The organism is Nocardia sp. NPDC003979 (assembly GCF_053605015.1).
This window is the reverse complement of the sequence record NZ_JBSGIJ010000004.1, coordinates 246,901-272,253: the sequence shown is the minus strand read 5'-3', so window position 1 is coordinate 272,253 and position 25,353 is coordinate 246,901. Positions and strand designations below refer to the sequence as shown.

Below are 25,353 nucleotides of genomic sequence, written 5' to 3'. Positions count from 1 at the left end.
ATGTCCGCCGCCGACCGTCTGGCAGCACTCGAACCCGCCTGCCGCCGCGACGACGCGCTCGCCCTGTTCGACAGCCTCCCACCCGTCGCGCCCACCGAGCTCACCGGCCGTTGGCACGGCCGCGAACTGGCCACCGGCCACCGGCTCGACGGCCTGCTCGCTGCCTCCGGTTGGTACGGCAAACAATTCGACGGCCCAGACGACGTTCACCCGCTGCTGTTCGCGACCCCCAAGGGCGACATCTTCCCGGTCGACCCGAAACGCATCCCCCTGGGACTGGTCGACAAGATCCCCACCGCCCTCGTGGAGCAGACCCGCCGACGCCTGGACCTGCTGGCACCGACGCTGCGCACCGCCCGGCCTCGGGCCCGCCTGCGGGAGATCAACCATCGGGGCACCGTCACCACCGCGATGGTCTACGACCATCTGCCGATCATCGACACCTTCCGCCGCGTCGACCCCACCACGGTCCTGGGCATCATGGACTACCGCCGCCTCCCGGACCCGTACTTCTTCATCCTCACCCGCGACTGACCGCACAGGTCAGCGCGCGAGCGCGACACCGGCCCCGACACCGACGACCATCGCTCCACCGACACCGCCCACCGCCTCGAGCCGGCGCGGCGACCGCGCGAACCATCCCCGCGCGGTCGCCGCGACGACGGCCCACACGCCGTCGCAGGTCAGCTGGATGAGGAGGAAGATCGCGCCGAGAATCAGCATCTGCACCGGCAGCGGTCCGGCGTCGGTGGCGGTGAACTGCGGCAGGACCGCGCCGAAGAACACCGCTGTCTTCGGGTTGGTGGCGCCGACGATGAAACCTTGCCGCATCGACCGGCCACCGCCGTCGGTGCTCGCGGTGAGCACCAGCTTCTTGCGGTCACGGATCGCCGTGATACCCAGGTAGATCAGATAGAGCGCGCCGATCACCTTGACCGCCGTGAACAGGATCGTCGAGGTCATCAGCACAGCGCCGAGTCCGAGAGCGACCACGGCCAAGGGGATGACCGAACCGGCGACCGAGCCGAGGACCGACAGCAGTGCCTGCCTGCGCCCCAGCGTCAGCGCGCGCCCGATCGCGAACAGCACATTCGGGCCGGGGATCACGATGATGAGCAACGCCGCACCGGCGAAGGCGATCGCGTGGGGGATCGGCACCATCATCCGAACCTAACAGCGCGCCCTCCGCGACGGCACAGATCGGCGTGCATCGGGAACCACGCCCTGCGGGCGGACGGCCCGGTTGTGTCGCCACCGGTTTGCCGGGTATCTGCCGTTCATGGCACATTTTCGTCGCTGGGGAGCTGTCTACCTGCTGATGTTGCTGTTCATCGGCTCGTGGGGCGCGCAGTTCGTGTTCCAGCTCATCGAGTATCGCAACACTCAGCAACAGCAGGGCCAACCCTTCCAGTGGTCGGGGTATTGGCCGGAGTTCCTGGCCAGCACCTTCGAGAACTGGCAGAGCGAATGGTTCCAGCTGGTCTTCCAGGCCGTACTGCTGCTCGGGGCCAAGCACTGGATTTTCCGGGTCGATGCCGAGAACGCCGAACGGATCGAATCCAAGATCGACGATCTGCGCGCCTATCTGGTCCCGCCCGAGCGGCAGAGCGAGGTGCCAGGAGACTGACACCGGCGCGCCCGGCCCGTGGTGCGGACCGGGCGCGACAGGCTCATCCGCGCGGTTCGATCCGATCCCACGCGCGGTGCTCAGCCAGGTCGGTGACCACCTGTGTCACGGTCTGCGGCGCCTCGGCCACGGTCACACCCGGCGCGTCGGCATCGACACCGTTGCGCTGCAGCAGACTCGCCGCCGCACCGACCGCCGCGATCGCCTTCCCGTGCCGCCACATCTCGTTGACCAGCACATCCACCCGCGGATCGATCGGCGCGCCCAACGCGAGCAACGCGTCGAACTCGATCGAGCGCATCGTGGCGAACGTGCGGTCGACCTTGCGGCCCTCCACTTCGCCACCGTGCGCGGCGACCAGCAACGGCCGCACCTTGGCCTGTTCCAGATCGGCGCACACCTGCTGCACCGCTCCACCGGAACTGGTCTCGTCCACCAGTACCGCCACGGTTCGTCCGTCGACAGGGAACGCACCGCGCTTCTGCGACAGCGCCGGACTCGGCGCCAGCTCGACGGTGTTCGCCGTCGGCGCGGGCACATCGACACCGAGCTGATTGGCCACATACCCGGCCAGCTGTTCGTCCACGTTGACCAGCATCTGCACCGCGCGTTCGCGAATCGTCACCGATGTGCACTTACCCAGTTCGAACGCGAAGGCATCGGCCAGGCGGTGCTGCTCACCGTGGGTGAGGCTGCGATAGAACATGCGCGGCTGCGAGAAGTGATCGGCAAACGACACCTGCGCTTTGTCGGTGTTCGCCGAGGTGCGCAGCTTCGCCTGCGGCGGCGGAATCGGAGTCGGCGATTCGACATAGGCCTCACCGGCGAAACTCGCCGCGTACGGGCACCCGCCGTCGAGCGAATTCGGTTTGTAGGGTGCCAGGCCGGTGTGCACGGCGGTCTGGTGCATGCCGTCGCGGAACATGTCGTTGACCGCGGTGTGAGGCGTATTGATCGGCAGCTGCGCGAAATTCGGTCCGCCGAGCCGGCTGAGCTGGGTGTCGAGGTAGGAGAACAACCGGCCCTGCAACAGCGGGTCGTCGGTCACCTCGATACCGGGAACCAGATGACTCGGGCAGAACGCCACCTGTTCGGTCTCGGCGAAGAAATTCACCGGATTCGCCGTCAGCCGCAAGGTGCCGATCACCTGCACCGGAACCAATTCCTCCGGCACGAGCTTGGTCGGATCGAGCAGATCGATGTCTTCGAACACCTGCTCGGGGGTGTCGGGAAAGACCTGAACACCCAGATCCCACTCCGGGAAATACCCCGCCTCGATCGCATCCGCCAGATCGCGGCGATGGAAATCGGGATCGAATCCCGCGGTGAGCTGCGTTTCCTCCCACAGCATCGAATGCACACCCAGGCGCGGCTTCCAATGGAACTTCACCAGGCTCGTGGCACCGTCGGCGGCGACCAACCGGAAGGTGTGGACACCGAATCCCTCCATCATCCGCAGCGACCGCGGCAACGCACGGTCGGACATATTCCAGAAGGTGTGCGCGGTGGCCTCGGTATGCAGGGAGACGAAATCCCAGAACGTGTCGTGCGCGGACTGCGCCTGCGGGATCTCCCGGTCCGGATGCGGTTTGGCCGCGTGCACCACATCGGGAAACTTGATCGCCTCCTGGATGAAGAACACCGGAATGTTGTTGCCGACGAGGTCGTACACGCCTTCCTCGGTGTAGAACTTCGTCGCGAAACCGCGCGTATCGCGCACGGTGTCGGCCGAACCACGCGAACCGAGCACCGTGGAGAATCGTACGAACACCGGTGTGCGAGCGCCGGCAGCGAGGAATTTGGCCCGAGTCAGCGAGGCGGCGGCACCATTGGACTCGAAGACACCGTGCGCACCGACACCACGCGCGTGCACCGCCCGCTCCGGAATGCGTTCGTGATCGAAATGGGTGATCTTCTCGCGCAGGTGGAAATCCTGCAGCAACACCGGACCACGGGGTCCGGCTTTGAGCTGATGATCGGTATCGGCTTGACGCAACCCTTGCGGAGTGGTGAGCGCGTCGCCCTGCTGAGCCCGGATATTCGCCTCACCCGGAATGGGTGCACCGGTGGGACTGCGCAGCTCGGGGCCCTGTTGATCCGGATTCGGGCCGGGCGGCTCGCACTGCCCGCCGTCTTCGTCCGGCGGCACCGGCGGGCGCGTGAACTCCGGGGGAATGTGCTGCTGCTCTGTCATCTATGCGCAACCCTTCTGTCCTGGATCGACGTGCTCGCATCGGGAGAACACCTACTGGCGGATACCGCCTCGAGGAGTCGGCAAACCACACGATTGGGCTGTCGGATCAGGGGTACGCGCAGACCAGCGGATCCCATCGAAAGGACGGCCCGGCCATGAACGATGCCGCTCTCCCTCATCATCACAAATTTCCCGACACCGAACGCACTACCCGCTCGCATGTCGGCGAATCCATCGAAGACGCTTGGAACTGGCCCGGGCTGATCTTGATCGGCCTCGGCGTCGTGTTGCTGGCACTCACCCTCACCGCGGCCGGATACGGATTCGAAGGTTGGGCGGTGATCGCCGGAATTCTGTGCGTAGTGTGTCTGCTCGGCGGCGTGGGTATCGTGCTCGCCGAACACCGCCGGATCAAAGCCCGCGAAGGGCTGCGATTACGCGACCCGTGCGGGCACTGACCTGTTTGCCTTTGCTGGTGGGAGGTAGTCCGATCGGAGACCCCGTTCCCGGCGAGGAGGACTTCGATCATGGGATTTCCCGAACAGCAGCAGCAGGTTCCCGGCATCCAATCGAAAATGGACCCCGTGCCCGATTGCGGGGAGAACAGTTACCAGGGATCGGGCAAATTGACGGGCAAAGCCGCTGTCGTCACCGGTGCCGACAGCGGGATCGGACGCGCGGTCGCCATCGCCTACGCCCGTGAAGGCGCCGATGTCCTCATTTCCTATCTCGACGAACACGACGACGCGAAAGAAGTGGCCGACCTGGTGACCCAGGCCGGCCGCCGTGCCGTGCTGATGGCCGGTGACCTTTCCGACGCCGCGCACTGCCGTGCGGTCATCGACAAGGCCGTGGAGGAATTCGGTCGAGTCGACGTGCTGGTGAGCAATGCCGCCTTCCAGATGTCGCACGACGACATCACCGAGATCAGCGACGAGGAATTCGCCTACACCTTCGCCCTCAATGTCGGTGCCTACTTCCACCTGGTGAAGGCGGCGCTGCCCCATATGCGCCCCGGTTCGTCGATCATCGGCAGTTCGTCGGTGAACTCCGACATGCCCTCCCCGACGCTGGCGCCGTATGCGGCCACCAAGGCCGCCATCGCCAATTTCTCGGCCAGCCTGGCGCAGATGCTGGGGGAGAAGGGAATCCGGGTCAACAGCGTGGCCCCCGGCCCGATCTGGACACCGCTGATCCCGTCGACGTTCCCGACGGAGAAGGTGAGCAAGTTCGGTGACGACACCCCGCTCGGGCGGGCCGGTCAGCCCGCCGAACTGGCTCCCGCCTATGTGCTGCTCGCCGCCGACGACGGCAGCTACATCTCCGGTGCCCGTATCGCCGTCACCGGTGGACGCCCGATTCTCTGACCTCGACCCGGCCTACCGGTGGCTCACTGGTAGGCCGGGTACTGGTTCGCCCGCAACAACCGCGCCAGATGCGCGGCATTACGCGCCATCGCGGCCGTGGTCTTGCGCACCGCCTCCGGGGTGTCGGGCAGATCCTTGAAGTCGGTGCCGCCCATCGCCTCCCCGTTCCAGTAGGTGCAGCCCTGGGCCGGAATGGTGAATCCGATGTCGTCGAGAGCCTGGAAGGTGTCGGCCACGATCTTGTGCGCACCGTCCTCGTTCCCGACAACGGCCGCGATCCCGACCTTGCCCAGCATGACGGGCCTGCCCGCGTCGTCGGTATCGGACAGTTCGGCATCCAGACGTTCCAGCGCGCGCTGGGCCACCGAGGACAGATGACCCAACCAGGTGGGCGTCGCGAGCAGGACGATGTCGGCGTCGATGATGCGGCGCCGGATCTGCGGCCACTCGTCGCCCTCGCCCTCGTCGGCACTCACCCCCGGCCGCACCTCGAAATCGGCGATACGCACCGTCGACCCGGCCACATCGTGGGCGGCCAGCTCGGCCAGCACTTGGTCGGCCATGAGCTGACTGCTGGATTCGGCGGGCGACGGCTTCAATGTGCAGACCAGCGCCACTGCGCGCAACTGTTCGGCGGCCACGACAACACTTCCTCTCGCTCGACGATCAGGACTGGCGGACAACCCGGATGTTGTGCAACTGCGGATCACTGGCATCGGGCACATTCATCCCCGCCTCGACACCGGAACGCAGGTACTCCACGACCGTGTCACCGATCCGTTCACCCGGCACGATCGCGGGAATGCCCGGCGGGTACGGCGTGAGCTGTTCGGCGGCGATCCGGCCCGGCGCCTTGTCGATGGGCACCATCTCGGTGGGCGCGAAGAAGGCGTCACGCGGCAGCATCACCGAGTCGAGCTGCAGATCCCGCGGGGACGGCAGCGTGATGTGGTGTGGTGTGGGGTCCAGACCGGCTCGGCGCCACAGCGCGAGCGCGTCGATGAGGGCCTCGGCGGAGGTGTCGTCGTCGGCCGTCGACATCGTCGCCAGGACCCGCCGGTGATCGCTGAGGCCCACATCGAGATGGTGGTGTTCGCGCAGCCAGTCGGCCACCTCGTACCCGGTGGCACCCGTCTCGGAGACATCGACGAGGATTTGCAGCAGATCCAGGTCGTGGGAGGCCTCCACCCCGAGCAGCTCGTCGTGCATCACCGTCAGGCCGCTGATCCGATCGATCTCGGCGCGGGTGCGTTTGGCCAGATCGAGTGCCTGCCCGAGCAGGTCGTGCCCGAATTCGACCATCTGCCTTCGCCATCCGTCCAGCGCGGCGTAGATCAGCACGTTCGGGCTGGTCGTCATCAGCAGATCGGCGCACCGTCGCAACCGGCCCGGATCCACGAGGTCGCCCTGCAGATGGAACACCGAACCCTGTTCGAATCCCATGCCCATCTTGTGCACGCTCACCACGCACACGTCGGCACCCACATCCATTGCCCACGTGGGCAATTCGGGATGAAAGGGCAGATGCGCGCCCCACGCTTCGTCGACGATGACCGGTTTGCCGCGGGCGTGGCAGACCTCGGTGATGCCACGCAGATCCGCACAGGTGCCGTACGGGCTCGGGCACACGATCACCGCGCCCGCCGCGTCCGGGTGCTCCTGCCAGGCTTGTTCCACCTGCTCCGGTGACGGCGGATGGGAGAAGTGGCGTTCGGCGTCCCAGCGCGGGCTGATCCAATGCGGCTCGACACCGGAGAAGACCAGGCCGGCGACGATCGACTTGTGGCTGTCGCGTGCCACCAGCAAGCCGCCGTCCTTGCCACCGGCCACCGCCATCATCGCCGCCTTGACCGACAGCGAACTGCCGCAGGTGGAGAAGAACGCGGTCTCGGCGCCGACGGCGTCGGCCATCAGATCCTCGGCCTCGGTGAGGTAACCGTTGCGCGAAAGCCGGTCGTCGAGGCCGCCGTTGGCCAGCAGGTCGGCGGAGAAGGCGTCCGCACCGAGCGCCGCGAGCACCCGGTCGTCCACACCGCGACCCTGCCGGTGCCCGGGCGGGGTGAACCCGTACCGGTGTTTGTTGCGGTAGTCGGCGACCGCGGCGACGAGCGGGGCTGTGCTGTGGTCCATGCCGAGGTAATAGCCGATCGGTTGCGGACGAAACGACGGTGTGTAGCTGCTCCCACACGGGGTACCTGCCCGACGACCGCCGTTTCCGACCTGTGAGGAGGCTGCGATGACCACCCCGAGGTGGACCAGCCCGCCGATTCCCGAACCGCGAGACCCGATTCCGCCCACCCCGGACCCGGCGCCGCCGCCGGATCCCGGTCGGCCACCACCGCCACCGGAGCCGGGCCATCCGCTGCCTGGAGACCCACCACCCGGACCGGGCCCAGGGCAACCACCACCGCCGGATGTTCCCGACCCGTTTCCCCCGATTCCCACACCGGGCGAACCACTGCCCGAACCGGGCGCGGCGGCATCGTGTTGAGCGCCGCGCCGGGTGAGCGGACGCGATCGGGCACTGAGCGCGTCCACGTGTCCCGGTCGCGAGATACTTCAGTGATGAAGCAGAGTGAGGGTCTTCCGACCGGCGGCGCGCAGTCACTGCGGCGCGTGCTCGGCGAGGGCAGGGCGCAGGACGCGGGCGGATTCAAGTTCTGGTTCGCCGACCAGCGCTGGGAATGGTCCGACGAGGTCGCCCGCATCCACGGATATGAGCCGGGCACCGTCCACCCCACGACCGCACTGTTGTTGTCGCACAAGCACCCCGACGACCGCGCCCACGTCGCCACCATGATCGAGAAGTCGGTCACCGAGGGCGAACCGTTCTGCAGCACCCACCGCATCCTCGACACCACCGGCGTCGTGCACGACGTGATCGTCGTGGCCGATCAGATGGTCGACGACCACGGAACCGTCATCGGCACCACCGGCTACTACATCGATGTCACCGACACCCTCGAGCGGCGGCGCAAGGAAACCCTCGACGACGAACTGCCGAGCCTCTACGCGTCGCGCGCCGTGATCGAACAGGCCAAGGGCGCGGTGATGCTCGTCTACGGAATCAGCGCCGAGAAAGCGTTCGACGTACTCACCTGGCGCTCACAGGAAACCAACACCAAGCTCCGTGCGCTGGCCGGGCGCCTGGTCGCCGAACTCGGTTCGCTCACCGATGTGTCCGGCGCTCTGCGCACCCGCTTCGATCATCTGCTGCTCACCGTCCACGAACGGGCCGAGCAGCACGAGAAGGGCACGGACTAGACGACGTCACGGTCGGGTAACCTGCGACCACGACAGGCAACACAGGGAGGCGGCATGCGAGCGGAGGATCGCGAGACCGCGCCCCGGTCGACAACGGTCGGGTTTCAGGTACCGGCGGAGCTCGAGCAGCTCACCATGGTCCACGCGCTGGCCGAAACAGTCCTGCTGGTAGGCGGTTTCGCGCTCGACGAGGTCACTGATCTGCTGCTGGCGCTCGACGAGGTGGTGACCGCCCTCGTCCTAGCCGCCGCACCGGAGGCCTTGATCGATTGCGCGTTCACCGGTGGCGGCGGGGCACTCGGAGCACGGGTCTCGACCGTGGCGCGCACCGACGAAGCGATCGATGAGGACGCCTTCGGCTGGCATGTCGTCGCCACCCTCACCGACGCGCTGCGCACCGAATACGGCCCGTTCGACGCGGCCCGCAACGGCTATCCGACCACCGTGGAATTCGGCTGGATCCGCCGTTCGCACGGGCCGAACGGTGGATGATGCGGAGACAGGGACCGAAAGCGTAGGCTTAATCCGCATACAGATCGGGTAATCCAGAAGCATCCGACCCCACGGAATCGGAGGCACATGTGATGACGACTGCTCAAGCGACTACAGCCAACGACTCGACTGTCCGACGCTCCCACTCGAAAGGTGACAGCTACGACAACATCGAGCCATGGTTCGAGAAGCTGCAGGCACTTTCCGCGAACGACCCCCAGCGTGAACCTCTCCGCGAAGAGGTGATCAGGCTGTGCCTTCCCTTGGCAGACCACATCGCCCGCAAATTCGCCGGGCGCGGTGAACTCTTCGACGACCTCGAACAGACCGCACGCGTAGGGCTCGTGCTCGCTGTCGACCGGTACGACGTCAGCCGCGGCTCCTCGTTCCTCTCCTTCGCGATCCCGACCATCATGGGCGAGGTGCGCAGGCATTTCCGCGACCACACCTGGGCTGTGCGCGTCCCGCGCAGGCTCAAGGAGATCCAGCTGCGGATCGGTCCGGCCACCGAGGAACTGTCGCAGCGACTCGGCCGCGTGCCCAACGCCCGCGAACTCGCCGACGAACTCGAGGTCGACCTGGTCGAGGTCACCCGCGCGCTGGTCGCGGGCAACGGCTACCAGACCAACTCCATCGACGGGGTCACCCAGGACGACCGCGACAACTCCTCGCAGCCGATCACCGAGACCCTCGGCGCCGAGGAACACTGCTACGAGCTCACCGAGGATGCGATGGCGGTGCGCCCGCTGATCGCGGCCCTGCCCGAAGAAGAGCGCGACGTGCTGATCATGCGGTTCTTCGAGTGCAAGACCCAGAACCAGATCGCCGAACACCTCGGTGTGTCCCAGATGCAGGTCTCGCGCATCCTGTCGCGCACCTTGACCTCGCTGCGCGAGCAGGCACTCACGGAGCCGACACCTCTGCCGTGACACCAGCGGCCCCGCGTGCCAGAATTGCCTTAGGTTGAGACTTCCAGCCGACCCCGGTATTCGTGCTATCCACATCCGGAACGTCGGTTGGGCGGTGGCATGAAAATCCGGAATCCCCTGTCGTCCAGGAGGTTCTATGTCTGTCGTCACGGACCCGCGACGCTCGAGCAGGTTGCGTTGGTACCGCGGCTCCGCGGCGCACGACGAAGCCCTGCTCCGCGTCGATCCCGGCAGACAAGGCTGCTGGGTGTTGCGGGCGGGAAGTGAACTGGACGCGGCAAGGCAGCCGCAATTCTGTGCCCTGCTCGACCGTGCGGTGCGTTCTGGCGCCCAAGTGGTGGTGCTCGACCTGCGTGGCACCGATTTCCTCAGTATCCGGCTGGCCGCATTGCTCGGACCCGCCAAAGCCAACGCCTGGCAGCATGGGGTCGAGCTGCGGCTGCTCATCGGTAGCCTGGAGGTGGAACGCGCCTTGGAGCTGGCGGGCGTGCGCCCCCTGTTCCGTCACTACAGCTGCGTCGACGACGCCTCCGAACACCCCGTGGATGTTTGATCGGCCGACCGGCGGGTAGGCGCAGTGGGATCGACCCACCCGGAACCACCCGATATCGGTGAGGAGGCTACGTCGTGGCTTCGAGCGAGCGGACCGTCGCGGATTCGGCCCACGCGACCTCGACCCACCTGCGGATCGACGCCGACCTCGGACAACTGGTCATGGTGCGGGCGGTCGCCGAAACGGCCGCCCACCTGGCCGGCTTCACGCCCGACGAAATCGCCGATATCCGGGTCGCGGTCGACGAGGCGGCGACCAGCCTGATCTTCGCCGCCGTACCCGGCACCCGCCTGCACTGCGATGTCAACGCCGACGGTTTCCGCCTGCGGATCGCCGTGCAGGCACTGTGCGTGGAGCCCGACCCGGTCGACGAGAACGCCTTCGGCTGGAACGTGCTACACAGCATCACCGATCATCTGAGCACCGGTTCGGACCGTGATCGCGGTGAGCTCGACGGGTTCCCGGTGACGATCACCTTCACCCGGGTACGGCGGGTCCCTGCAGTTCACTGAGCAGTGAACCGCGCCCGGCGCGCCAGCACTCGAGCACCTGATCGGCGAACCGGTCCTCGAGCAGGTCGGTGGCCTGGATCCCGAAAACGATGCTCGCGGCCGAATCGGGTTCGGTGCGCAGCAATTCGGCGATGACGTCGCGCCGCATCACCTGTTCGTGCACGGCGTCGGCTTCGACGTGCTCGGTGTAGAAGCCGATACAGGCGGGGTGGGGGAGCAGGGTGCGGGCCAGCTCCGCCAGGCGAGCCGACGCCGGTGAGGAGGTGATCTCGTTGGCCGCGAAATGGCCGACCGACGCGGCGCGCAGACCACGGTGCAGACCGAATAGCGACATCATGTTCACCAGAACCAGCATGGGAGCGGGCACCTCGTCGAGATAGTGCAGGTAGCCGGGTTCCAGACCGGCACCCGCGAGCAGATCCGCGTAGAGGCGCGCGTGTACACGGTCGCCGTGGCCGCTGCCGTATTCGTCGAATTCGACAGCGACCAGCGCGGCTTTCGCCTGCCCACGCAGGCGGGGGATCACCCAGGCGTAGGGGTCGGCCTCGATGTGGTGGTAGATCGAGCGGTGCACGAAGTACTCGCGCAACTGCTCGCGCGTGCCCTGCTCGGCGAGGTAAGCCGCGATCCCGCCGGGCGCCGACGGCTCGAGCAACCGGTCGAGTTCGGCGTCCACGTCGTCACCGCCGGGCACCTCGGCCCGCATGGCGGCGAGGAAGCGCTGTTCGAGACCTCGGCGCAGGCCCAACAGCCCCGGATCCCACTCCCAGTCCTCGTCTACTCCGGCGAAGCCCTGGTAGTGAAGTTCGTAGCACGTGTGCAACGCCAGTGCGGCGTCCTCACCGTAGGGGTCGGTGCCGGGGTCGGCCGGAACAGCCGAACCCGGTGCGCGCGTGAGTGTTTCGACCAGGGCGGCCGACAGTTCGCCTCGGGGGGCGGGCAGGACGCGCCCGAGGGTGACAGTGCTGGTCATCAGGTGCTGCTTTCGTTGGTACGCCGGCGTCGGCGCCGGTGGCTGGTATCGCACAGCGGGTAGGTGGCCGAGCGCTTGCACAGGCACAACGCGACCTGGAAACGGTCACAGTGCAGCACCGTTCCCTCACGGGTCACCAGGTCGACCGGGCCTTCGATCAGGGCAGGCCCGTCGGTGAGGACAACCCGCCTGCGGTCAGGCGGGTTCCCCGACGGCGGGGCAGCAGTTTCGTTCGACACGGATCACCACCAATTCCTCGTCACGCTGGTCCTTCGTGATCAGTCCACGTGCCGCCAACCGCCGCGCCCGCGACCGCAGCACCGGTCCGAACGGCACCTTGTCCACCGCTACCACCTGTGCCTCGGCACCGCCCGCCCGCAACTGGTCCAGGCTGCGGTCGGGGTCGCTGATCGCCGAGTGCACGATCAGGCCGACCCCGTTGTCGGTGAGCAGATCGGGCAGGGTCGCACACAACCGGTCGAGCACGCTGCGTCCGGTGGGGCCCGCGTCCCAGGCCAGCGCCCGGCCGCGTCCCACCTCGCGTTCGGCGGGCACGTACGGCGGGTTCGCCAGCACCACGTCGAAGCGCGGCAATCGCGCCGCGGCGGAGAAGTCACCGTGCAGCAACTGCACGGCCACACCGCGCAAACGGCAGTTCAGCCAGGTCGAGGCCAACGCACGTCGCGACAGATCGACGGCCGTCACGCTCGCGGCCCCCGCTTTCGCCGCGGCCAACGTGACGGCACCGGTGCCCGCGCACAGTTCGAGAACCCGACCGTTGCGCAGGTGGGGCACCGCGCGCAGCGCATCGGCAAGCATCCATGTATCGGCCTGGGGTCGGTACACACCCGGCGCCCGGAGAATCATCATTTCTGCGCCTTCACCCGCCGGTGCTCGGCCACGACCAGCGCAGTCCCCGCGAGCAGGCACGCCACGCAGGCCAGGCCGCCGATGACCGCCCAACCGCCGAATCCGTAGCCGGCGGCGGTGAGGGTGATGCCGAGCAACGCCAACCCGACCCCGATCAAGATCAGGCCGGGCCAGTTCCTCGTGTCCTCGATAGATTCGCCCGCGTGCGGCCTGATCGTGCGTGATTCATCCGGGAAATCGCGGTCTGGCTGGTTCATCGAGCGCATCCTTTCGCAGGGACAACACAGTCCTGAGAGCGGAATGCCCCGTCGACGGGGAACCAATCAGCAACCGTTGAGGGCCTGCTCACACCCTGGGAAACTCTAACGTTCAGGAGTGCAGCGTCGGCGCGTAGACAAGTTCCTGGGTGTTGCCGTCGAGGGTGCGGCTCTCGAGCAGTTCGAGGTCGAAGTCGGCGGCGTTGCGGAAGATGGGTTGCTGCCCGGTCTTGCCGGTGATCACCGGGAACACTGTCACCTGCACCCGGTCGACCAAGCCCGCTGCCATCAGCGTCCGGTTCAGCGACAGGCTGCCGTGCGAGCGCAGTGGGATGTCGGATTCGGCTTTGAGCCGGGCGACGATGTCCACCGCGTCGCCCGCGACGACGTGCGCGTCGTGCCAGTCGAGAGGTTCGCGCAGCGTGCTCGACACCACGGTCAGCGGCATGTTCATCATCCGGACGACCCACGGGTCGAAGATCTCCGGGTTTTCCGACGCCCCGGCCACCAGTTCGGTGAACTCACGATAGGTGTTGGCGCCGAAGATCATCCGCTGCTCGTCGCGGTAGAGGTCGAGGCGGTGGTCGAGCAGTTCGGGGCCCTGTTTGCCCCAGTATCCGCCCCAGTCGCCGCTGGTGGAGGCGAAGCCGTCCAGGGTGGAGAACACGTCGAAGGTATAGGTGGCGCTCACGGTGGGCTCCTCGGGTCGCGTCGGCTTTATCAGTGCAGACGGCAGCCGGACGCCGAACTCATCGCGCGAAACCCCTTCCCTCTCTGACTATTGTCAACTAAAGTCTGCTGCGATCGCAGAAACAGCGGAAGGTGTCAGATCATGTCGGCAGTCAAACAACAGGTCCTCGAACTCGGTGGGGCGTTCATGATGTCGCGCGAAGCGCGGCAGTTCGGGACCGACGTCGGGGTGCCCGGATTCCACGGCCCCTACACGCGCGGCCGAGGGGGAGTGCTCGGCGAGGTCGACGCCGACGTCGTGGTCGGCGCGTTCGGCTTCTTCGAACCCGAATGTATCCGTGCCGCATGGAAATCCGTTCCCCTGCCCGCCGCCGAAGCGGCCACCGGCTATCTCGCCGCGTGCCACGAATTCGGCCGCCGGAAACTCGCCGGCTTCGATCGACCCGAACGCCTCGCGGAACTGCTCGGCAAGGTCGCCGACGCGGCCGAGCCCACCGCCGTTCCCCTGTTCGCGGGCTGGCGGGCCATGTCACTGCCCGACGACAGTCGCGCGGCGGTCCTGCAGCTCACCCACATCCTGCGTGAGCTGCGGGGCGGTCTGCATCTGGTCGCCGTCCTCGCCCAGGGCCTCACTCCGCTGCAGGCCGTGCTCATCGCCGGTTCCCCGATCGCCGACGGTCCCACCCATGCGCAGCGGCTCGGCTGGACCGAACCCTTCGAACCGATCACCGAGGACATGCGGCAGCGCTGGGCGGCGGCCGAGAAACTCACCGACGAACTGGTTTCCCCGTTCTTCGCAGTCCTCACCGAGGCCGAGAGTGCCGAACTGGCCACCCTGATGGGTATGGCGCACCGAGTCGCGTTGTCGCGCTAGTTTTTTCGAAGCCTGTGTGGGGCGCCGAATCCGGCGGCCCACACGGGCTTTGTCGTGTCTCGCGGCCGCCCGTAAATCGGGGTTCACCGGTGCAGGCGTAATCCGGCGACGAGGAGTTCGACGACGCGCCGCGCGTCATAGCGCTGGTCGCTCTCCGCACCGATGCACACATTGCCGATGCCACGCAGCAACAGGTAGGGGTCGATGTCGGTGCGGATCTCACCGGCCGCCGCGGCGGCATCGAGCAACTCGCCGCACGCGGGCAGCAGCCGGTCGAGGAAGTTGGCGTGCAGGGCCTGGAAGGTCGGGTCGTCGGACTGCAGTGCCGCGGCGAGACCGTGCTTGGTGACCAGGAAGTCGGTGAACAGGTCGATCCACCTGGTCAGCGCCTCATAGGGTTCGGTGCTGGCCAGCAGCTGCGGTGCGGCCTGTGCGCAGGCCTCGACCTGATGTCGATAGACCGCGACGATGAGGTCGGCTCGGGTCGGGAAATGCCGATAGATCGTGCCGACGCCGACACCGGCCGCCGCGGCGATCTCGCGAACCGGGGCGTCTACTCCGGAGGCGACGAAGGTCGCGGCGGCCGCGTCGAGGAGGGTTCTTTCGTTCCGCTCGGCATCGGCGCGTTTGCGCGGCGTCTTCGCCGTTCCGGGGTCCCTGGCTGCCACGTGGCGTTCCCTCCATCGGATCGCTTGAAAAACGGAACACTGTTCCGTATGTTGGTTATCGGAACAACGTTCCGTTTCATGCAGGATACCTCCGGGAGAGGAAAACCTATGCAGTACCGCACCTTGGGCCGCACCGGCGTGCAGGTCAGCACCCTGGCGCTCGGCGCAATGAACTTCGGCCGGATCGGCAACACCGGCCAGGACGAGGCCACCGCGATCGTCGATGCCGCGATCGAGGCCGGGATCAATCTGATCGACACCGCCGACGCCTACAGCGACGGCCAATCCGAGGAAATGGTCGGTAAGGCCATCGCCGGTCGCCGCGACGACCTGGTCATCGCCACCAAGGCCTATCTACCGATGGGCGAGGACCCCAACCGGCGGGGAAGCTCACGCCGCTGGCTGGTGACCGCGCTGGAAGACAGCCTGCGCCGCCTCGACGTCGATCACGTGGACCTCTATCAAATCCACCGCTGGGATCCGAACACCAGTGACGAGGAGACGCTCTCGGCACTCACCGACCTGCAGCGGGCCGGGAAGATCCGCTATTTCGGTTCATCGACCTTCCCCGCCTACCGCATCGTGCAGGCGCAATGGTCGGCCCGTGAGCATCACCTGAGCCGCTACGTCACCGAACAACCCTGCTATTCGATCCTGCAACGCGGCATCGAATCCCATGTGCTTCCGGTGACCGAGGAATACGGCCTCGGTGTGCTCGCCTGGAGCCCGCTGGCCTCGGGCTGGTTGTCGGGCGCCATCCGCGCGGGCCGCGAGATCACCACCAGCCGTTCCGGATTCATGCCCCATCGTTTCGATCTCGATGTGCCCGCCAACCGGGCCAAACTCGAGGCTGTCGAGCGGCTGGCGACGGTCGCCGACGAGGCCGGGTTGACGATGATTCAACTGGCGCTCGGATTCGTCACCGCCCACCGTGCCGTGACCAGCGCGATCATCGGCCCGCGAACCATGGCGCATCTGCATTCGCAGCTCGCCGCCGCCGATACCGTCCTGTCGGCCGAAGTCCTCGACGAGATCGACGAAATCGTTTCTCCGGGAGTCGATCTCGCGGCCGAGGAGAAGTACGACACGCCACCGTCGATCCTCGACGCCACTCTGCGGCGTCGATGACTACCCGCTCGGCGTCGCCCGGTCGCGAAATGGAGGTTCCGACAGACAGCGGCGGACAGTAGATTTCCGCTGTGACACAACAATCCTGGGTTCCTGAGGCGCAGAACCCGCAGGCGTACCTCGAGGGCGACTCCATCATCCAACTCGACGACGACGCGGTGACCGCCATCGTGCGCGACCTGCGACGAAATGCCCCCGACGAGGTGGACTTCGCCCGCGCGGCCTTCGACTGGGTCCGCGACGAAGTCGACCACTCCTACGACGTCCAGGACCCCAGGGTCACCCTGACCGCCGGGGAGGTGGCCCGTGAACGAGTCGGCCTCTGCTACGCGAAATCCCACCTCCTCACCGCCCTCCTGCGCAGCGCGGGCATTCCCACCGGGCTGTGCTACCAGAAGCTCGCGGACGACGACGGCCACGTTCTCCACGGCCTGGTCGCCGTCTATCTCGAGGGTGGTTGGCACCGTCAGGACCCGCGCGGCAACAAGGAGGGCATCACCGTCGAGTTCTCCCTCACCGAGGAACGACTGGCCTGGGCCGTCGATCCCGCAATCGGCGAGATCGACTACCCACAGGTGTTCGTCAGTCCCGCGGCATCCGTGGTGAAAACCCTCGGCGAGGCGAAGCAGGAGTCGATCCTCGACGTCACCCTGCCGACCTCTTTGGAGGATCAGCTCATTCGCTGATCCGGTGGCGGCTAGCACTGTGCGCATCGATGCATTCAGTGCAAGAAAGCCGCCACCGTCCCGGGTTGCTCTCAGAGAAGCACAATGCCGGTGTTCGTCAGCCCTGGCGGATCTACTCGGATTCGCTTCTCGAACCAGTGGTCGGCCAGGGGATCGTCGCCATAAGCCGCGATTTCGGCGTATCCGCGCCGGGCATACAGCCTGCGGGCCTCGACCAGATCTTTACGAGTGTTGAGCCGGATCCTGTGCGCGCCCAAACGGCGCGCGGAGTCCTCGGCAGCGTCGAGCAGCACCGCGGCACCACCCTCGCCGCGCGCGTCCGGCCGAACGAACATCCGCGTGAGCTCCATCGTGCGGGTATCGAGGCGCCGCAGACCGACACAACCCGCGGACTCACCACGTCGGCGTGCGAGAAGCAGCAATCCGGTCGGTGGTCGCAGGTCGTCACTGCCGTGACCCTGCGCGAGGTGCCTGTCGATCTCCCCGTCGTCGGTGGGGCGCTGGTAGTACCGCGTGATCATTTCGGCCAGAAACAGGCGAAGCAGGGCAGCCGCCTCGGGTGATCGCGGTTCGGCGGTTCCGACGGTCCACCCACCTCGGCCTGCGCGGTAGTGCTCTCGTCCGAGGAATTTCGGCTCGTCAGCGCGTTCCGCCGTCATACTGACGAGCCTAGGCGTCGTCCTGACAATCGCCTTCCCCGCAATCGCCGGGTGTGGCGTCGGTACGCCACCGTGCGCGTAGGACGCCGTCGCTGTCGGGCAGGACGGCGGCGAACAAGGGGCGTCGCCCGTCCATGTCCACGGACAGTGCGGTCGCCGCCCGTGCACGGGCGACCATGGCTGCGAGCTCGTCGAACTCGGTGTCGTCCGCGATCGTGCTGCTGATTCGTCCGTGTTCGTCCTCCCAGATCAGTTCGATCAGACCTTCTACAGGGAGGCGGGCGAGGACTTCCTCGACATTGCCGGACAGGTCCGGCCAGACGATGAGTCGAGAACGCGGGGTGAGTTCGGCGCGCACCGCATCCATCGTGTCATCGGTGAGGCGGTGCCAACGGGACGCGCCAACGACGTATCCCTCTTCGAGGATGAGAGCCTTATGCGTGGCGAGGTGCCGACCAAGCTGGGCCCAGAAAGTGTCGTCGGCCGGTCGTTGCTCGCGGGGTTGGTCGTCGAGAACCGCATCGTAGGGGGACGCCGTGAGCCGCTCGGCGAACAACCCGAGTGCGTGTGTGCGTGACAACGCCCTTTCGCATGCGTGATCGGCTCCGATATACACGTACTGGTCCCACCCGACGTGGACCGTGAACACGTCTTCCACTTCCAAGCGGCACCAGGCGCCGTTGTCGCGAAGCATGGCGCGAACCAACTCCAGGCCGACTGCTATCGGTATCTCCGCTCCATCGTGGAATCCGGCGAGGTCGGGTGGGAAGAGCCCGGCTAGACAATGGGCGTCGACAGCGCCGATCTGCGGTTCCCGGATCGCCAGCCGGTCGACGCCTGCATCGTCGGCGAAGGCGGCCACTGCCCGCAAATAGGCGGATTCGACCGCGCCGTGGTCGCTGTCGGTGTCCTCGGCGCCGAGATAGCGGCCGTGCTCGTCTCGATCGTCGGGGTCGTACTTGGTGACCCGGTAGGTGTAGAGCATGTCACCGCCCGGTCCGAATCGGCGCGGGCCCGCCGATGCCCCGACTGTCGGCAGCCGCCCTGCCGACCAGGACCAACTCGGTACCGGTCAGTGCCGCGATCATGATCGCCTCACCGACGTTGCCCAGCGGGGGACATGCCGCCCCCGCGCCGGAAGCCACGACTAGCAAGACGATGCCGATCAGAGGAAAACGCAACCGCTCGTTGCGCCACAACAGCACTGTCGCGGCGAACAGCACGGCGGAGACCACCAGCGCGGGGATCGGTATCGCCGGGTGTTCCGAGCCGTAGCGCAGGGTGTCGGCGAATGTTCGTGGCACGAGTCGCACATGGGCCAACTCACCGAGTACACCCCACACCACCAGCAATGCGGTGAGAACAAACGCGGCACGTCGCCACCACAGCCCGGCATCCACCCGGTCGACGGCCCACAACACCAGCAGCGGCGTGAGCAGCGCGTGACCGATGAACCGGCCGATACTCAGCCCATACAGCACCGCTCCTTCACCGATCAGGGCACCGAGCCCGAAAATGGCTGAGTCATAAGCGATTCCGACGCCGACCAGGCCCAGCACGAGCACGCGCATCCGTCGCGCTGCACGCATCCACAGCAGCCCGACACACAACAATTCGATACCCGCGACCACGAGCAAGGCAAAGGACACCACAGCACAGCTCTCCAGAAAACGCGCACGTCCGCGCCGGACGGTCGCTGCCACGCTATCCGACACCGAACGCAGGCAACCTGGCTATTGTTGGCGACAGCGGCGGTCGGTGACCGCCTCCGCGTTCGATAGCCCAGTGACCTGCGATGACTGCCTGATTCGAGCCAGGAGGAATGCGTGGACATCACCGAATTGATCCTCGACGACCATCGTGAACAACGGCGGTTGTTCGCGATACTCGAGCAGATAGACCCGAAGGACGTCGATGTTCTCGCGGCGATCTGGGAACGGCTCGCGGCCTTTCTCGAACTACATGCCCAGGCCGAGGAGGAGATCTTCTACCCGGAACTGCTTCGGGTCGGAATCTCCGCACGCCGCACCCGCCGGGTGGAGGACGAAACGCTCGACGCGATCGGTGACCACAACGACATCCGCGATGCGGTAGGAGAGGTGGCACGTCACAAGGTCGGATCGCCCGACTGGTTCGCCGCCGTGGCTGCCGCGAACACCGCGAACGGCGATCACATGGCCGAGGAGGAACGCGAGGGACTCACCGATTTCCGCCGCCTCGCCGGCCTCGGCGAACGTCACCGGCTCGCCGTCGAATTCGCCGCGTACGAGGCGCGCCATTACGCGGGCGTGCGCCCCGTCGACAAGGATCCCGAAGGTTATGTGGAGGCGGTGGAGGAGCAGTCGGCGACCTGGTCGAAGGGGTCGTTGGGTATCGGCCCGATGCGGTGAACGAGGTCGTCGCTAGCCGAGCGGGTCGATGACTTCCCGGAGAACGTGGGCGAACGCCTCCGGCTGTCCCGGATAGCCGGCCTCGGGGCCGGTGAAACCACCGTGATGGCTGGGGAAGACAACCGGTTGCACGCCGAGTTGGTCGGCCAGCGCCGACGAGGTGCGTTCGGTGACAGTGCCCGACGATTCCTCGCCGTAGCCGACGACGATGCGGGTCGGTGCCGCGGTGAGTGCGGCGATATCGGCGCGGTAGGCGAGGGCTGGCAGGGAACGCTCCGACAACAGCGGGTGATCGCGGGCGCCGTCGTCTTCGACCGGCAGGCCGAACATCGCGGGATCGGCGTCTGGCGCGGCGAAATAGCCGTCGGTGAATTCGCCCTCCCACGAGGTCATGGCGATGAAGGTCGCCATGCCCGCACCGAACCCCTTGGCCGCATACGCGGCGCGATACCCGTCGGCCGCACGCTCGGCAGCCGCGGCATCGGGAAGCACGGTCAGCAGCGGCGGTTCGTGCGCAACCAAAGTGGTCACGTCCTCGGGATGCGCGGTCACCAGCGCCAACGCGACGATCGCGCCGCCACTGCTGGCGAACAGCTCCACCGGCCCGGCACCGAGCGCCTCGATCACGGCGTGCACGTCTTCGGCATGTACGGTCGGCACATTGTCGACCTCACCGTCGGACCGCACACTGCGTCCCAGCCCGCGCGGGTCGTAGGTGACGACCGTGCGATCGGGGAAGTGCGCGGCGAGCGCGGCGAAACCGTCGGCGGCCATCGGGAGACCGGTCATCAGCAGCGGCGGCCGCCCATCGGTGGTGGGCAGTGGACCCTGGACGTCGTAGGTGAGTGTTGCGTCGGGGAGTTCGAGCTTGTGTGTCGTCATGTCGGTATTGACGACCCGGGAGCCGCATACTCATCGGTGACAGGTTTACGACCGAGTCTTCGCAGGCCATGTGTAGTGCTCGGGATCCATGCGCTGCCAGGCGCGGTTCATTCTGGCGTAGGCGGCCTTGCGGTAGTGGTTCCAGGTGAATCCACCGGCGCGCAGCGCGCGATGATGACCGGCCCAGACCAGCGCCATGACGACGGCGAACAGGATGCGGTGGCCGATCATGGTGAGGTGGAACCGGGTGCGTGAGTGCGTGACCAGCAAGATGGCCAGGCGTTCGCATTGCAGCTGGACGTGGGGGACCTCGTCGGCCAGGATCTGGGCGCACACCGCGCGGATAACCGGTGACGTGGTAGCCCGCCGGATCGCGTTGTAGTAGATCATCGCGAGGGTTTCGACCATGACGACCGGTGTCGTCCATACCTCGATGTCGGTGATGCTGTACCGCAGGCGGCGAAACAGGCTGTCGCCCCAGTCGGCCTGTCGGCGAGGAATTCCCGCGTCGTCGAGGATGCGCCCGAGCAGAGCGCCGTGGCGTTGCTCCTCACGGATGAACAGCGCGATGACCTCGCGATAGGCAGGGTCGTCGGTCTCGGTGGCGAATCGATCGGCTGCCGCGGCCAGATGCCGACCGTCGGAAGTCTCGCCGAGCTGCCAGCCCTGTAATGAGCGGCGAATCGGCGCGAGCTCGGCAGCATCGGCACCGATCCCGTTCTCCTGCCACGGAATCGTCCGCTGCCTGGCGGCATTGTCACGGAAGTGGTCCAACCACTCCCGACTTGTTCGCACCCGTCGCGTTCCCTCCCGCGAGCGCGCCTCCGACGACGAACTGATCCGTTCCCCCACAGCTTCCCCCTCTGTTCACCTCCACTCCTACCCCAAGGGCGGCGAGGATGCCACCGATCTCGACTATCCGCGACTAGCCCGCCACGCCCGATGCGGTGACACCGGCGCGCGTCCGAAGGTGGCGGCGCGGCTCCTGTTCTGGATCCCGTTATTGCTCGCGCAGGCGTGCGATCTCGTCCTCGAGTTCCTGGTTTCGCCGACGTAGCTGTTCGATCTCCTCGGTCAGTGGTGCGCGGGCGAGGCGAAGAGATTCGGCCATGCGTTCACTGCTGTATTTCACCGGGATGTTCTTGATGCAATTGCGGTCGAGGGCTTCGACGCGGATCCGGAACGCCCGGTCACAGCGTGTGCGGATGACACCCTGATCGGTGGTGAGCATCTGTTCGACGAACCCGGGATCGTCGGCCCGCTCGATGATTTCGGCACGGCCGAAGACCTTCACCCGGGTGCGGGTCGGGTAGTCGATGAAGAACAGCGCCACCCGGTCGTCGTGGTCGAGATTGCCGAGGGTGACGAACTGTTGATTACCGGAGTAGTCGCCCAAGGCGATCGTCCACGAATCGAGAACCTTGACGAAACCCGGCGGACCACCACGGTGCTGCAGGTAAGGCCAGCCCGACGGTGTGACGGTCGCGATGAACAGCGAGTCGGTGGACCGGATCAGCGCTGCGGTGGGCCCGTCCAGTTCCTCGGGCTCGCCGATGTCGTCACCGACGGCCATCTGGTCCTGGTACCAATTGATGCTGCCGGTAACACTTTGGCGTTGCGCACTGGCCTCCGAGAACGCGATGGCGCCGTAGCGGCTGGGGTTGTTCATCCCTCGATTTCACCTCACACCACGTATGTGACCGCCGCCGCCACCGACAGAGCCAACATGCCGAGGCAGTTGATCCAGAACTCCGATCCGAGGAACCGGGCGCGGTAGTGGGCGATTGCGGCGCACACGAAATAGCCGACCGCGGCGACCGCGGTGGCGAACCCGGCACCGGGATACTTCAATCCGACCAGGAGCCCGGCTGTGGCCGCGAGCTTGATGGTGATCAGCGTCCACCACCAGTCGCGAGGAAAGCGGACGCCGTCGAGGCATCGCTGAATGAACATCGGTGGACGCACGGACATGAGTGCGTCCGAGAACAGTGAAAGCGCGAGTAGCGCTGGTAGCCACCATGGTTGGGGAGCGTGGATCATCGGTTTCCTTGCGGGTGTGTGATGACGAATTCAATGGTCTGTCGTAGTTGCTCGGCCGCCTCCGGCATCGCGATGGCACCGCTGGACGCGGTCATCAGTAAGCCGAGGTAGGCGAGATAGATGGTCCGAGCGCCGTGACCGATCTGGCTGCTGGGCAGCGCCGATCGAGCGAGCACGGTTTCGAGTTCGCCCAGCAGAGCCAGCGCGAGGTCCCGAAAGATCACCGACTCGTGGGTTCCGCGGACGAGGATCGCCAGGTACTCGCGTGAGAGCTCGGAATCGAGCGCGAAGTATCCGACGAAGGGCTCGAAGAGCTTCAGCACGTCCTCGGCGGTCGCGGTCGTCGGGGAGGGGGCGAGTTCGGTTTGTCTGCTGTTGTGCACCGAGGTGATCCAGTTTTCGAAGATCGAGACGAGTAGCGCGTCCTTTTCGCCGGCCGCCATGACGGTCCCGGTGCTGACGTTCGCTTCGGCGGCGATCTGTCGGATCGTGGTCGCCTTGAAGCCTTGGGCGCGGAAGAGCCGTTCGGCTGCCGCCAAGACCTTCTGTCGCGTCGCTGCTTGTTGTTGCGACCGTGACTGAACATGTTCACTGAACATGTTCAGAAGCGTATACCGACGTTGATCTTGGGCGCAACCTCAATTCGTCCGTCGATCGGTGGGTGCACAAAGAGATTCGTCGGCAGCGATTGGTACGAGCGTCCAGCCGAGCACAGTTTTTCGATCACTTTCGTTTGATTCCGTAGCGTCACGTGCGACCAAACGCAAACAGAATATCGTCTAGCTTGTGAGCAGCGGGCGGGATGGTTGACCGCCGATAATGTTCACTTATCGGCGGTCAGAACCACACCCTGAAGAGTCGAGACTTCCAGGGACGACACGTAATTCGTTTCGTGCAATATGTAACGCAACAACGAAACAAACGCTACGATTCAGTCGTGTCGAGCGTCTGCAACTACCCAGGATGTGCCCGCCCCATCACCCGCAACGGTGGCCCCGGCCGACCGTCGGAATACTGCGACCACCCCGACCACACCCGATGGCGCGCGTGGCGGGAAAGGCAACGACAGCAACAAGAGTCGGCGGGTGGGGGAGAAACCGTCACTGTGACGGCTGCGCAAGGGCCGGTGACCGTCGCGCGGCTGCGAGCCGACGAGCTGCTCGGGCAATTCCGTGGGTTGGCCGAACAACTGGGAACCACGCTGAACGCCGCGGTCGCGGAACTCGCGACTATCGGTGACCCGTCGGTCGCCGAGGCACAGGTCCAGGCAGTGCAGGCGGATGCCGCGCAGCGGATCGCCGAAGCGGACGTGAAAGTGGTTGCCGCCGAACAGGCACGGCGGGACGCGGAGGAAGCGCGGGCGTACGCGGAATCGGCCGCCGAGGACGCGGCAAGTGTGGCCGAACAAGCCGAACAGCTCATCACCGCCGCGCAGACCGCTCGCGACGAAGCGCTGGCCGAGTTGGAGCGCCTCACCAAGCAAGCCGCCGACGACGTGTTCGCCGCCCGAAGCGCCGCCGAAGCACAGGTGCGTCAGGCCGAACGCGACGCCGCCGAAAGAATCGAACGCATCCGCGAGGAAGCCGCCGAGGAGGTGGCGCGCGCCGAGCAACGCGCCGACACCGAGATCACCCAGGTGCGCCGCGACGCCGAAGCCCGCATCAACGCCGCCCATGCCGAACGCGACCTCGCCGTGCAGCGGGCCGCCGATGCCGACCGGGCGACCCAGCGGGCCGAACTCGCCGCCGCCGAACGGGTCGAAGCCGCCAACGAGGCCCGCGAGGAGTGGCGCCGTGCCCGCGCGGAATTGGAGACGACCCGCACCGAACTCGACCGCACCCGAAGCGAATTGGCGGAGCTGCGGCGCACCACCGCCACCGAGGCCGAGGCCCGCCGCGTCGAATCCGAAGCGGCACTCGAGCGGGTCAGAGCCGAAACCGCCGAACGCCTCGCCGCCCTCGACGACGCCCGCGCACAAACCCTGGCCCGCGCCGAACGCGCCGAACGCCAACTCGACGAACTCCTCGCCGCCACCCGGTCCACGGATACGGCCGGGGTATCGGCAGCGGCGATCAGCACACTCGACTAGCGTCAGCGCACATGACCGAGCAGCCCGGACCCTTGGAGACGACCCGCGAATTCGCGGCCGTCGACCTCGCCGACATGTTGAACGACGACGACACCTACACCGGACCGTCGTCCCGCACCAGAATCATCGCGATCGTGGTGGTCGCGGCCCTACTGCTCGGCGCCGCGGCCACCACCCTCGCCCTACTTCTGGCCTGACCCCGCCGACAC

At 66.5% G+C, this 25,353-nt stretch carries 33 protein-coding genes; 15 read left to right on the top strand and 18 right to left on the bottom strand.

Translation table 11 applies throughout. The features are described 5' to 3' along the window. Positions 1–534 carry a DUF4334 domain-containing protein gene (locus ACWEVR_RS10935; RefSeq protein WP_452466755.1) on the top strand — a complete coding sequence of 178 codons (534 nt, stop codon included), beginning with the start codon at positions 1–3 and terminating at the stop codon, positions 532–534. A gap of 9 nt (positions 535–543) precedes the next feature. Here the strand turns inward: ACWEVR_RS10935 and ACWEVR_RS10930 are convergent, their stop codons facing one another. Further along, positions 544–1,161, bottom strand: a complete 618-nt coding sequence (locus ACWEVR_RS10930; protein ID WP_452466754.1) for a LysE family translocator — start codon at positions 1,159–1,161, stop codon at positions 544–546. 118 nt (positions 1,162–1,279) lie between these two features. Here ACWEVR_RS10930 and ACWEVR_RS10925 point away from each other — a divergent pair, with 118 nt between their 5' ends. Further along, entirely contained in the window at positions 1,280–1,627 is a 348-nt protein-coding gene (locus ACWEVR_RS10925) for a DUF6766 family protein (protein ID WP_452466753.1), read from the top strand. Between the two features lie 43 nt (positions 1,628–1,670). Here the strand turns inward: ACWEVR_RS10925 and ACWEVR_RS10920 are convergent, their stop codons facing one another. Next, a complete protein-coding gene (locus ACWEVR_RS10920; RefSeq protein ID WP_452466752.1) occupies positions 1,671–3,821 on the bottom strand; it encodes a catalase in 2,151 nt (716 codons plus the stop codon). 155 nt (positions 3,822–3,976) lie between these two features. On the opposite strand from ACWEVR_RS10920, the gene ACWEVR_RS10915 reads away from it, so the two are divergent. Further along, entirely contained in the window at positions 3,977–4,279 is a 303-nt protein-coding gene (locus ACWEVR_RS10915) for a hypothetical protein (RefSeq protein ID WP_067638542.1), read from the top strand. A gap of 69 nt (positions 4,280–4,348) precedes the next feature. Continuing rightward, positions 4,349–5,188 carry a glucose 1-dehydrogenase gene (locus tag ACWEVR_RS10910; protein ID WP_067638540.1) on the top strand — a complete coding sequence of 280 codons (840 nt, stop codon included), beginning with the start codon at positions 4,349–4,351 and terminating at the stop codon, positions 5,186–5,188. A gap of 23 nt (positions 5,189–5,211) precedes the next feature. On the opposite strand, the gene ACWEVR_RS10905 is transcribed toward ACWEVR_RS10910, so the two are convergent. Both ACWEVR_RS10905 and ACWEVR_RS10900 read right to left on the bottom strand, forming a co-directional pair. Beyond that, the gene (locus ACWEVR_RS10905) at positions 5,212–5,829 is read right to left on the bottom strand and encodes a flavodoxin family protein (RefSeq protein ID WP_452466751.1); all 618 of its coding nucleotides are present in this window, start codon (positions 5,827–5,829) and stop codon (positions 5,212–5,214) included. A gap of 25 nt (positions 5,830–5,854) precedes the next feature. Beyond that, positions 5,855–7,318, bottom strand: coding sequence for an aminotransferase class I/II-fold pyridoxal phosphate-dependent enzyme (locus ACWEVR_RS10900; protein ID WP_452466750.1), 1,464 nt, complete (start codon positions 7,316–7,318; stop codon positions 5,855–5,857). Between the two features lie 435 nt (positions 7,319–7,753). On the opposite strand from ACWEVR_RS10900, the gene ACWEVR_RS10895 reads away from it, so the two are divergent. The 5 genes from ACWEVR_RS10895 (at position 7,754) to ACWEVR_RS10875 (ending at position 10,938) form a co-directional block, all read left to right on the top strand. Continuing rightward, on the top strand, positions 7,754–8,452 hold the full coding sequence (locus ACWEVR_RS10895) for a PAS and ANTAR domain-containing protein (protein ID WP_452466749.1): 699 nt from the start codon (positions 7,754–7,756) through the stop codon (positions 8,450–8,452). A gap of 54 nt (positions 8,453–8,506) precedes the next feature. After that, complete coding sequence (locus ACWEVR_RS10890) at positions 8,507–8,944, top strand: anti-sigma factor (protein ID WP_452466748.1); 438 nt, start codon at positions 8,507–8,509, stop codon at positions 8,942–8,944. Positions 8,945–9,036: 92 nt separating this feature from the next. Further along, entirely contained in the window at positions 9,037–9,873 is an 837-nt protein-coding gene (locus ACWEVR_RS10885; protein ID WP_452466747.1) for an RNA polymerase sigma factor SigF, read from the top strand. Between the two features lie 136 nt (positions 9,874–10,009). Next, positions 10,010–10,426 (top strand): STAS domain-containing protein, encoded by a 417-nt coding sequence (locus tag ACWEVR_RS10880; RefSeq protein ID WP_084456895.1) that lies wholly within the window; start codon positions 10,010–10,012, stop codon positions 10,424–10,426. 74 nt (positions 10,427–10,500) lie between these two features. Next, positions 10,501–10,938, top strand: a complete 438-nt coding sequence (locus ACWEVR_RS10875) for an ATP-binding protein (RefSeq protein ID WP_452466746.1) — start codon at positions 10,501–10,503, stop codon at positions 10,936–10,938. Here the strand turns inward: ACWEVR_RS10875 and ACWEVR_RS10870 are convergent. From ACWEVR_RS10870 to ACWEVR_RS10850, 5 genes are all read right to left on the bottom strand, one after another. After that, entirely contained in the window at positions 10,904–11,911 is a 1,008-nt protein-coding gene (locus ACWEVR_RS10870) for an iron-containing redox enzyme family protein (RefSeq protein WP_452466745.1), read from the bottom strand. The two genes, ACWEVR_RS10875 and ACWEVR_RS10870, sit on opposite strands and share 35 nt — an antisense overlap. Then, on the bottom strand, positions 11,911–12,030 hold the full coding sequence (locus tag ACWEVR_RS10865; RefSeq protein WP_439264816.1) for a CDGSH iron-sulfur domain-containing protein: 120 nt from the start codon (positions 12,028–12,030) through the stop codon (positions 11,911–11,913). Before ACWEVR_RS10865 ends, ACWEVR_RS10870 begins: the two co-directional genes overlap by 1 nt. 76 nt (positions 12,031–12,106) lie before the next feature. After that, entirely contained in the window at positions 12,107–12,781 is a 675-nt protein-coding gene (locus ACWEVR_RS10860; protein ID WP_452466744.1) for a HemK2/MTQ2 family protein methyltransferase, read from the bottom strand. Continuing rightward, a complete protein-coding gene (locus ACWEVR_RS10855) occupies positions 12,778–13,038 on the bottom strand; it encodes a hypothetical protein (RefSeq protein WP_452466743.1) in 261 nt (86 codons plus the stop codon). Before ACWEVR_RS10855 ends, ACWEVR_RS10860 begins: the two co-directional genes overlap by 4 nt. 112 nt (positions 13,039–13,150) lie before the next feature. Beyond that, the gene (locus ACWEVR_RS10850) at positions 13,151–13,729 is read right to left on the bottom strand and encodes a dihydrofolate reductase family protein (RefSeq protein WP_452466742.1); all 579 of its coding nucleotides are present in this window, start codon (positions 13,727–13,729) and stop codon (positions 13,151–13,153) included. Between the two features lie 141 nt (positions 13,730–13,870). On the opposite strand from ACWEVR_RS10850, the gene ACWEVR_RS10845 reads away from it, so the two are divergent. Then, positions 13,871–14,602: an SCO6745 family protein gene (locus tag ACWEVR_RS10845; protein ID WP_452466741.1), complete on the top strand. Its 732-nt coding sequence runs from the start codon at positions 13,871–13,873 to the stop codon at positions 14,600–14,602. An 83-nt stretch (positions 14,603–14,685) separates the two neighbouring features. Here ACWEVR_RS10845 and ACWEVR_RS10840 read toward each other — a convergent pair whose 3' ends face one another. Further along, positions 14,686–15,270, bottom strand: coding sequence for a TetR/AcrR family transcriptional regulator (locus ACWEVR_RS10840; RefSeq protein WP_452466740.1), 585 nt, complete (start codon positions 15,268–15,270; stop codon positions 14,686–14,688). 108 nt (positions 15,271–15,378) lie between these two features. Between ACWEVR_RS10840 and ACWEVR_RS10835 the strand changes: the two genes are divergently transcribed. Both ACWEVR_RS10835 and ACWEVR_RS10830 read left to right on the top strand, forming a co-directional pair. Then, a complete protein-coding gene (locus tag ACWEVR_RS10835) occupies positions 15,379–16,398 on the top strand; it encodes an aldo/keto reductase (protein WP_452466739.1) in 1,020 nt (339 codons plus the stop codon). A 71-nt stretch (positions 16,399–16,469) separates the two neighbouring features. Continuing rightward, the gene (locus tag ACWEVR_RS10830) at positions 16,470–17,084 is read left to right on the top strand and encodes a transglutaminase-like domain-containing protein (protein WP_452466738.1); all 615 of its coding nucleotides are present in this window, start codon (positions 16,470–16,472) and stop codon (positions 17,082–17,084) included. 71 nt (positions 17,085–17,155) lie between these two features. On the opposite strand, the gene ACWEVR_RS10825 is transcribed toward ACWEVR_RS10830, so the two are convergent. From ACWEVR_RS10825 to ACWEVR_RS10815, 3 genes are read right to left on the bottom strand one after another with little or no spacing between them, the layout of a single operon-like run. Further along, positions 17,156–17,743, bottom strand: coding sequence for a GNAT family N-acetyltransferase (locus ACWEVR_RS10825; protein WP_452466737.1), 588 nt, complete (start codon positions 17,741–17,743; stop codon positions 17,156–17,158). Positions 17,744–17,753: 10 nt separating this feature from the next. Further along, positions 17,754–18,728 carry a hypothetical protein gene (locus ACWEVR_RS10820; RefSeq protein ID WP_452466736.1) on the bottom strand — a complete coding sequence of 325 codons (975 nt, stop codon included), beginning with the start codon at positions 18,726–18,728 and terminating at the stop codon, positions 17,754–17,756. Position 18,729: 1 nt separating this feature from the next. Next, the gene (locus ACWEVR_RS10815) at positions 18,730–19,395 is read right to left on the bottom strand and encodes a hypothetical protein (RefSeq protein WP_452466735.1); all 666 of its coding nucleotides are present in this window, start codon (positions 19,393–19,395) and stop codon (positions 18,730–18,732) included. A gap of 174 nt (positions 19,396–19,569) precedes the next feature. Here ACWEVR_RS10815 and ACWEVR_RS10810 point away from each other — a divergent pair, with 174 nt between their 5' ends. Further along, on the top strand, positions 19,570–20,133 hold the full coding sequence (locus ACWEVR_RS10810) for a hemerythrin domain-containing protein (protein ID WP_452466734.1): 564 nt from the start codon (positions 19,570–19,572) through the stop codon (positions 20,131–20,133). Positions 20,134–20,145: 12 nt separating this feature from the next. Here the strand turns inward: ACWEVR_RS10810 and ACWEVR_RS10805 are convergent, their stop codons facing one another. From ACWEVR_RS10805 to ACWEVR_RS10785, 5 genes are all read right to left on the bottom strand, one after another. After that, on the bottom strand, positions 20,146–21,015 hold the full coding sequence (locus ACWEVR_RS10805; RefSeq protein ID WP_452466733.1) for an alpha/beta fold hydrolase: 870 nt from the start codon (positions 21,013–21,015) through the stop codon (positions 20,146–20,148). A gap of 45 nt (positions 21,016–21,060) precedes the next feature. Then, positions 21,061–21,810 carry a ferritin-like domain-containing protein gene (locus ACWEVR_RS10800; protein WP_452466732.1) on the bottom strand — a complete coding sequence of 250 codons (750 nt, stop codon included), beginning with the start codon at positions 21,808–21,810 and terminating at the stop codon, positions 21,061–21,063. A gap of 205 nt (positions 21,811–22,015) precedes the next feature. Next, a complete protein-coding gene (locus ACWEVR_RS10795; protein ID WP_452466731.1) occupies positions 22,016–22,684 on the bottom strand; it encodes a pyridoxamine 5'-phosphate oxidase family protein in 669 nt (222 codons plus the stop codon). Positions 22,685–22,698: 14 nt separating this feature from the next. Beyond that, the gene (locus ACWEVR_RS10790) at positions 22,699–23,055 is read right to left on the bottom strand and encodes a DoxX family protein (RefSeq protein WP_452466730.1); all 357 of its coding nucleotides are present in this window, start codon (positions 23,053–23,055) and stop codon (positions 22,699–22,701) included. Further along, positions 23,052–23,654 carry a TetR/AcrR family transcriptional regulator gene (locus tag ACWEVR_RS10785; RefSeq protein WP_452466729.1) on the bottom strand — a complete coding sequence of 201 codons (603 nt, stop codon included), beginning with the start codon at positions 23,652–23,654 and terminating at the stop codon, positions 23,052–23,054. Before ACWEVR_RS10785 ends, ACWEVR_RS10790 begins: the two co-directional genes overlap by 4 nt. Before the next feature lie 506 nt (positions 23,655–24,160). Here ACWEVR_RS10785 and ACWEVR_RS10780 point away from each other — a divergent pair. Beyond that, on the top strand, positions 24,161–25,144 hold the full coding sequence (locus ACWEVR_RS10780) for a hypothetical protein (protein ID WP_452466728.1): 984 nt from the start codon (positions 24,161–24,163) through the stop codon (positions 25,142–25,144). A gap of 11 nt (positions 25,145–25,155) precedes the next feature. After that, on the top strand, positions 25,156–25,341 hold the full coding sequence (locus tag ACWEVR_RS10775) for a hypothetical protein (RefSeq protein WP_067489870.1): 186 nt from the start codon (positions 25,156–25,158) through the stop codon (positions 25,339–25,341). Positions 25,342–25,353: the final 12 nt, after the last annotated feature.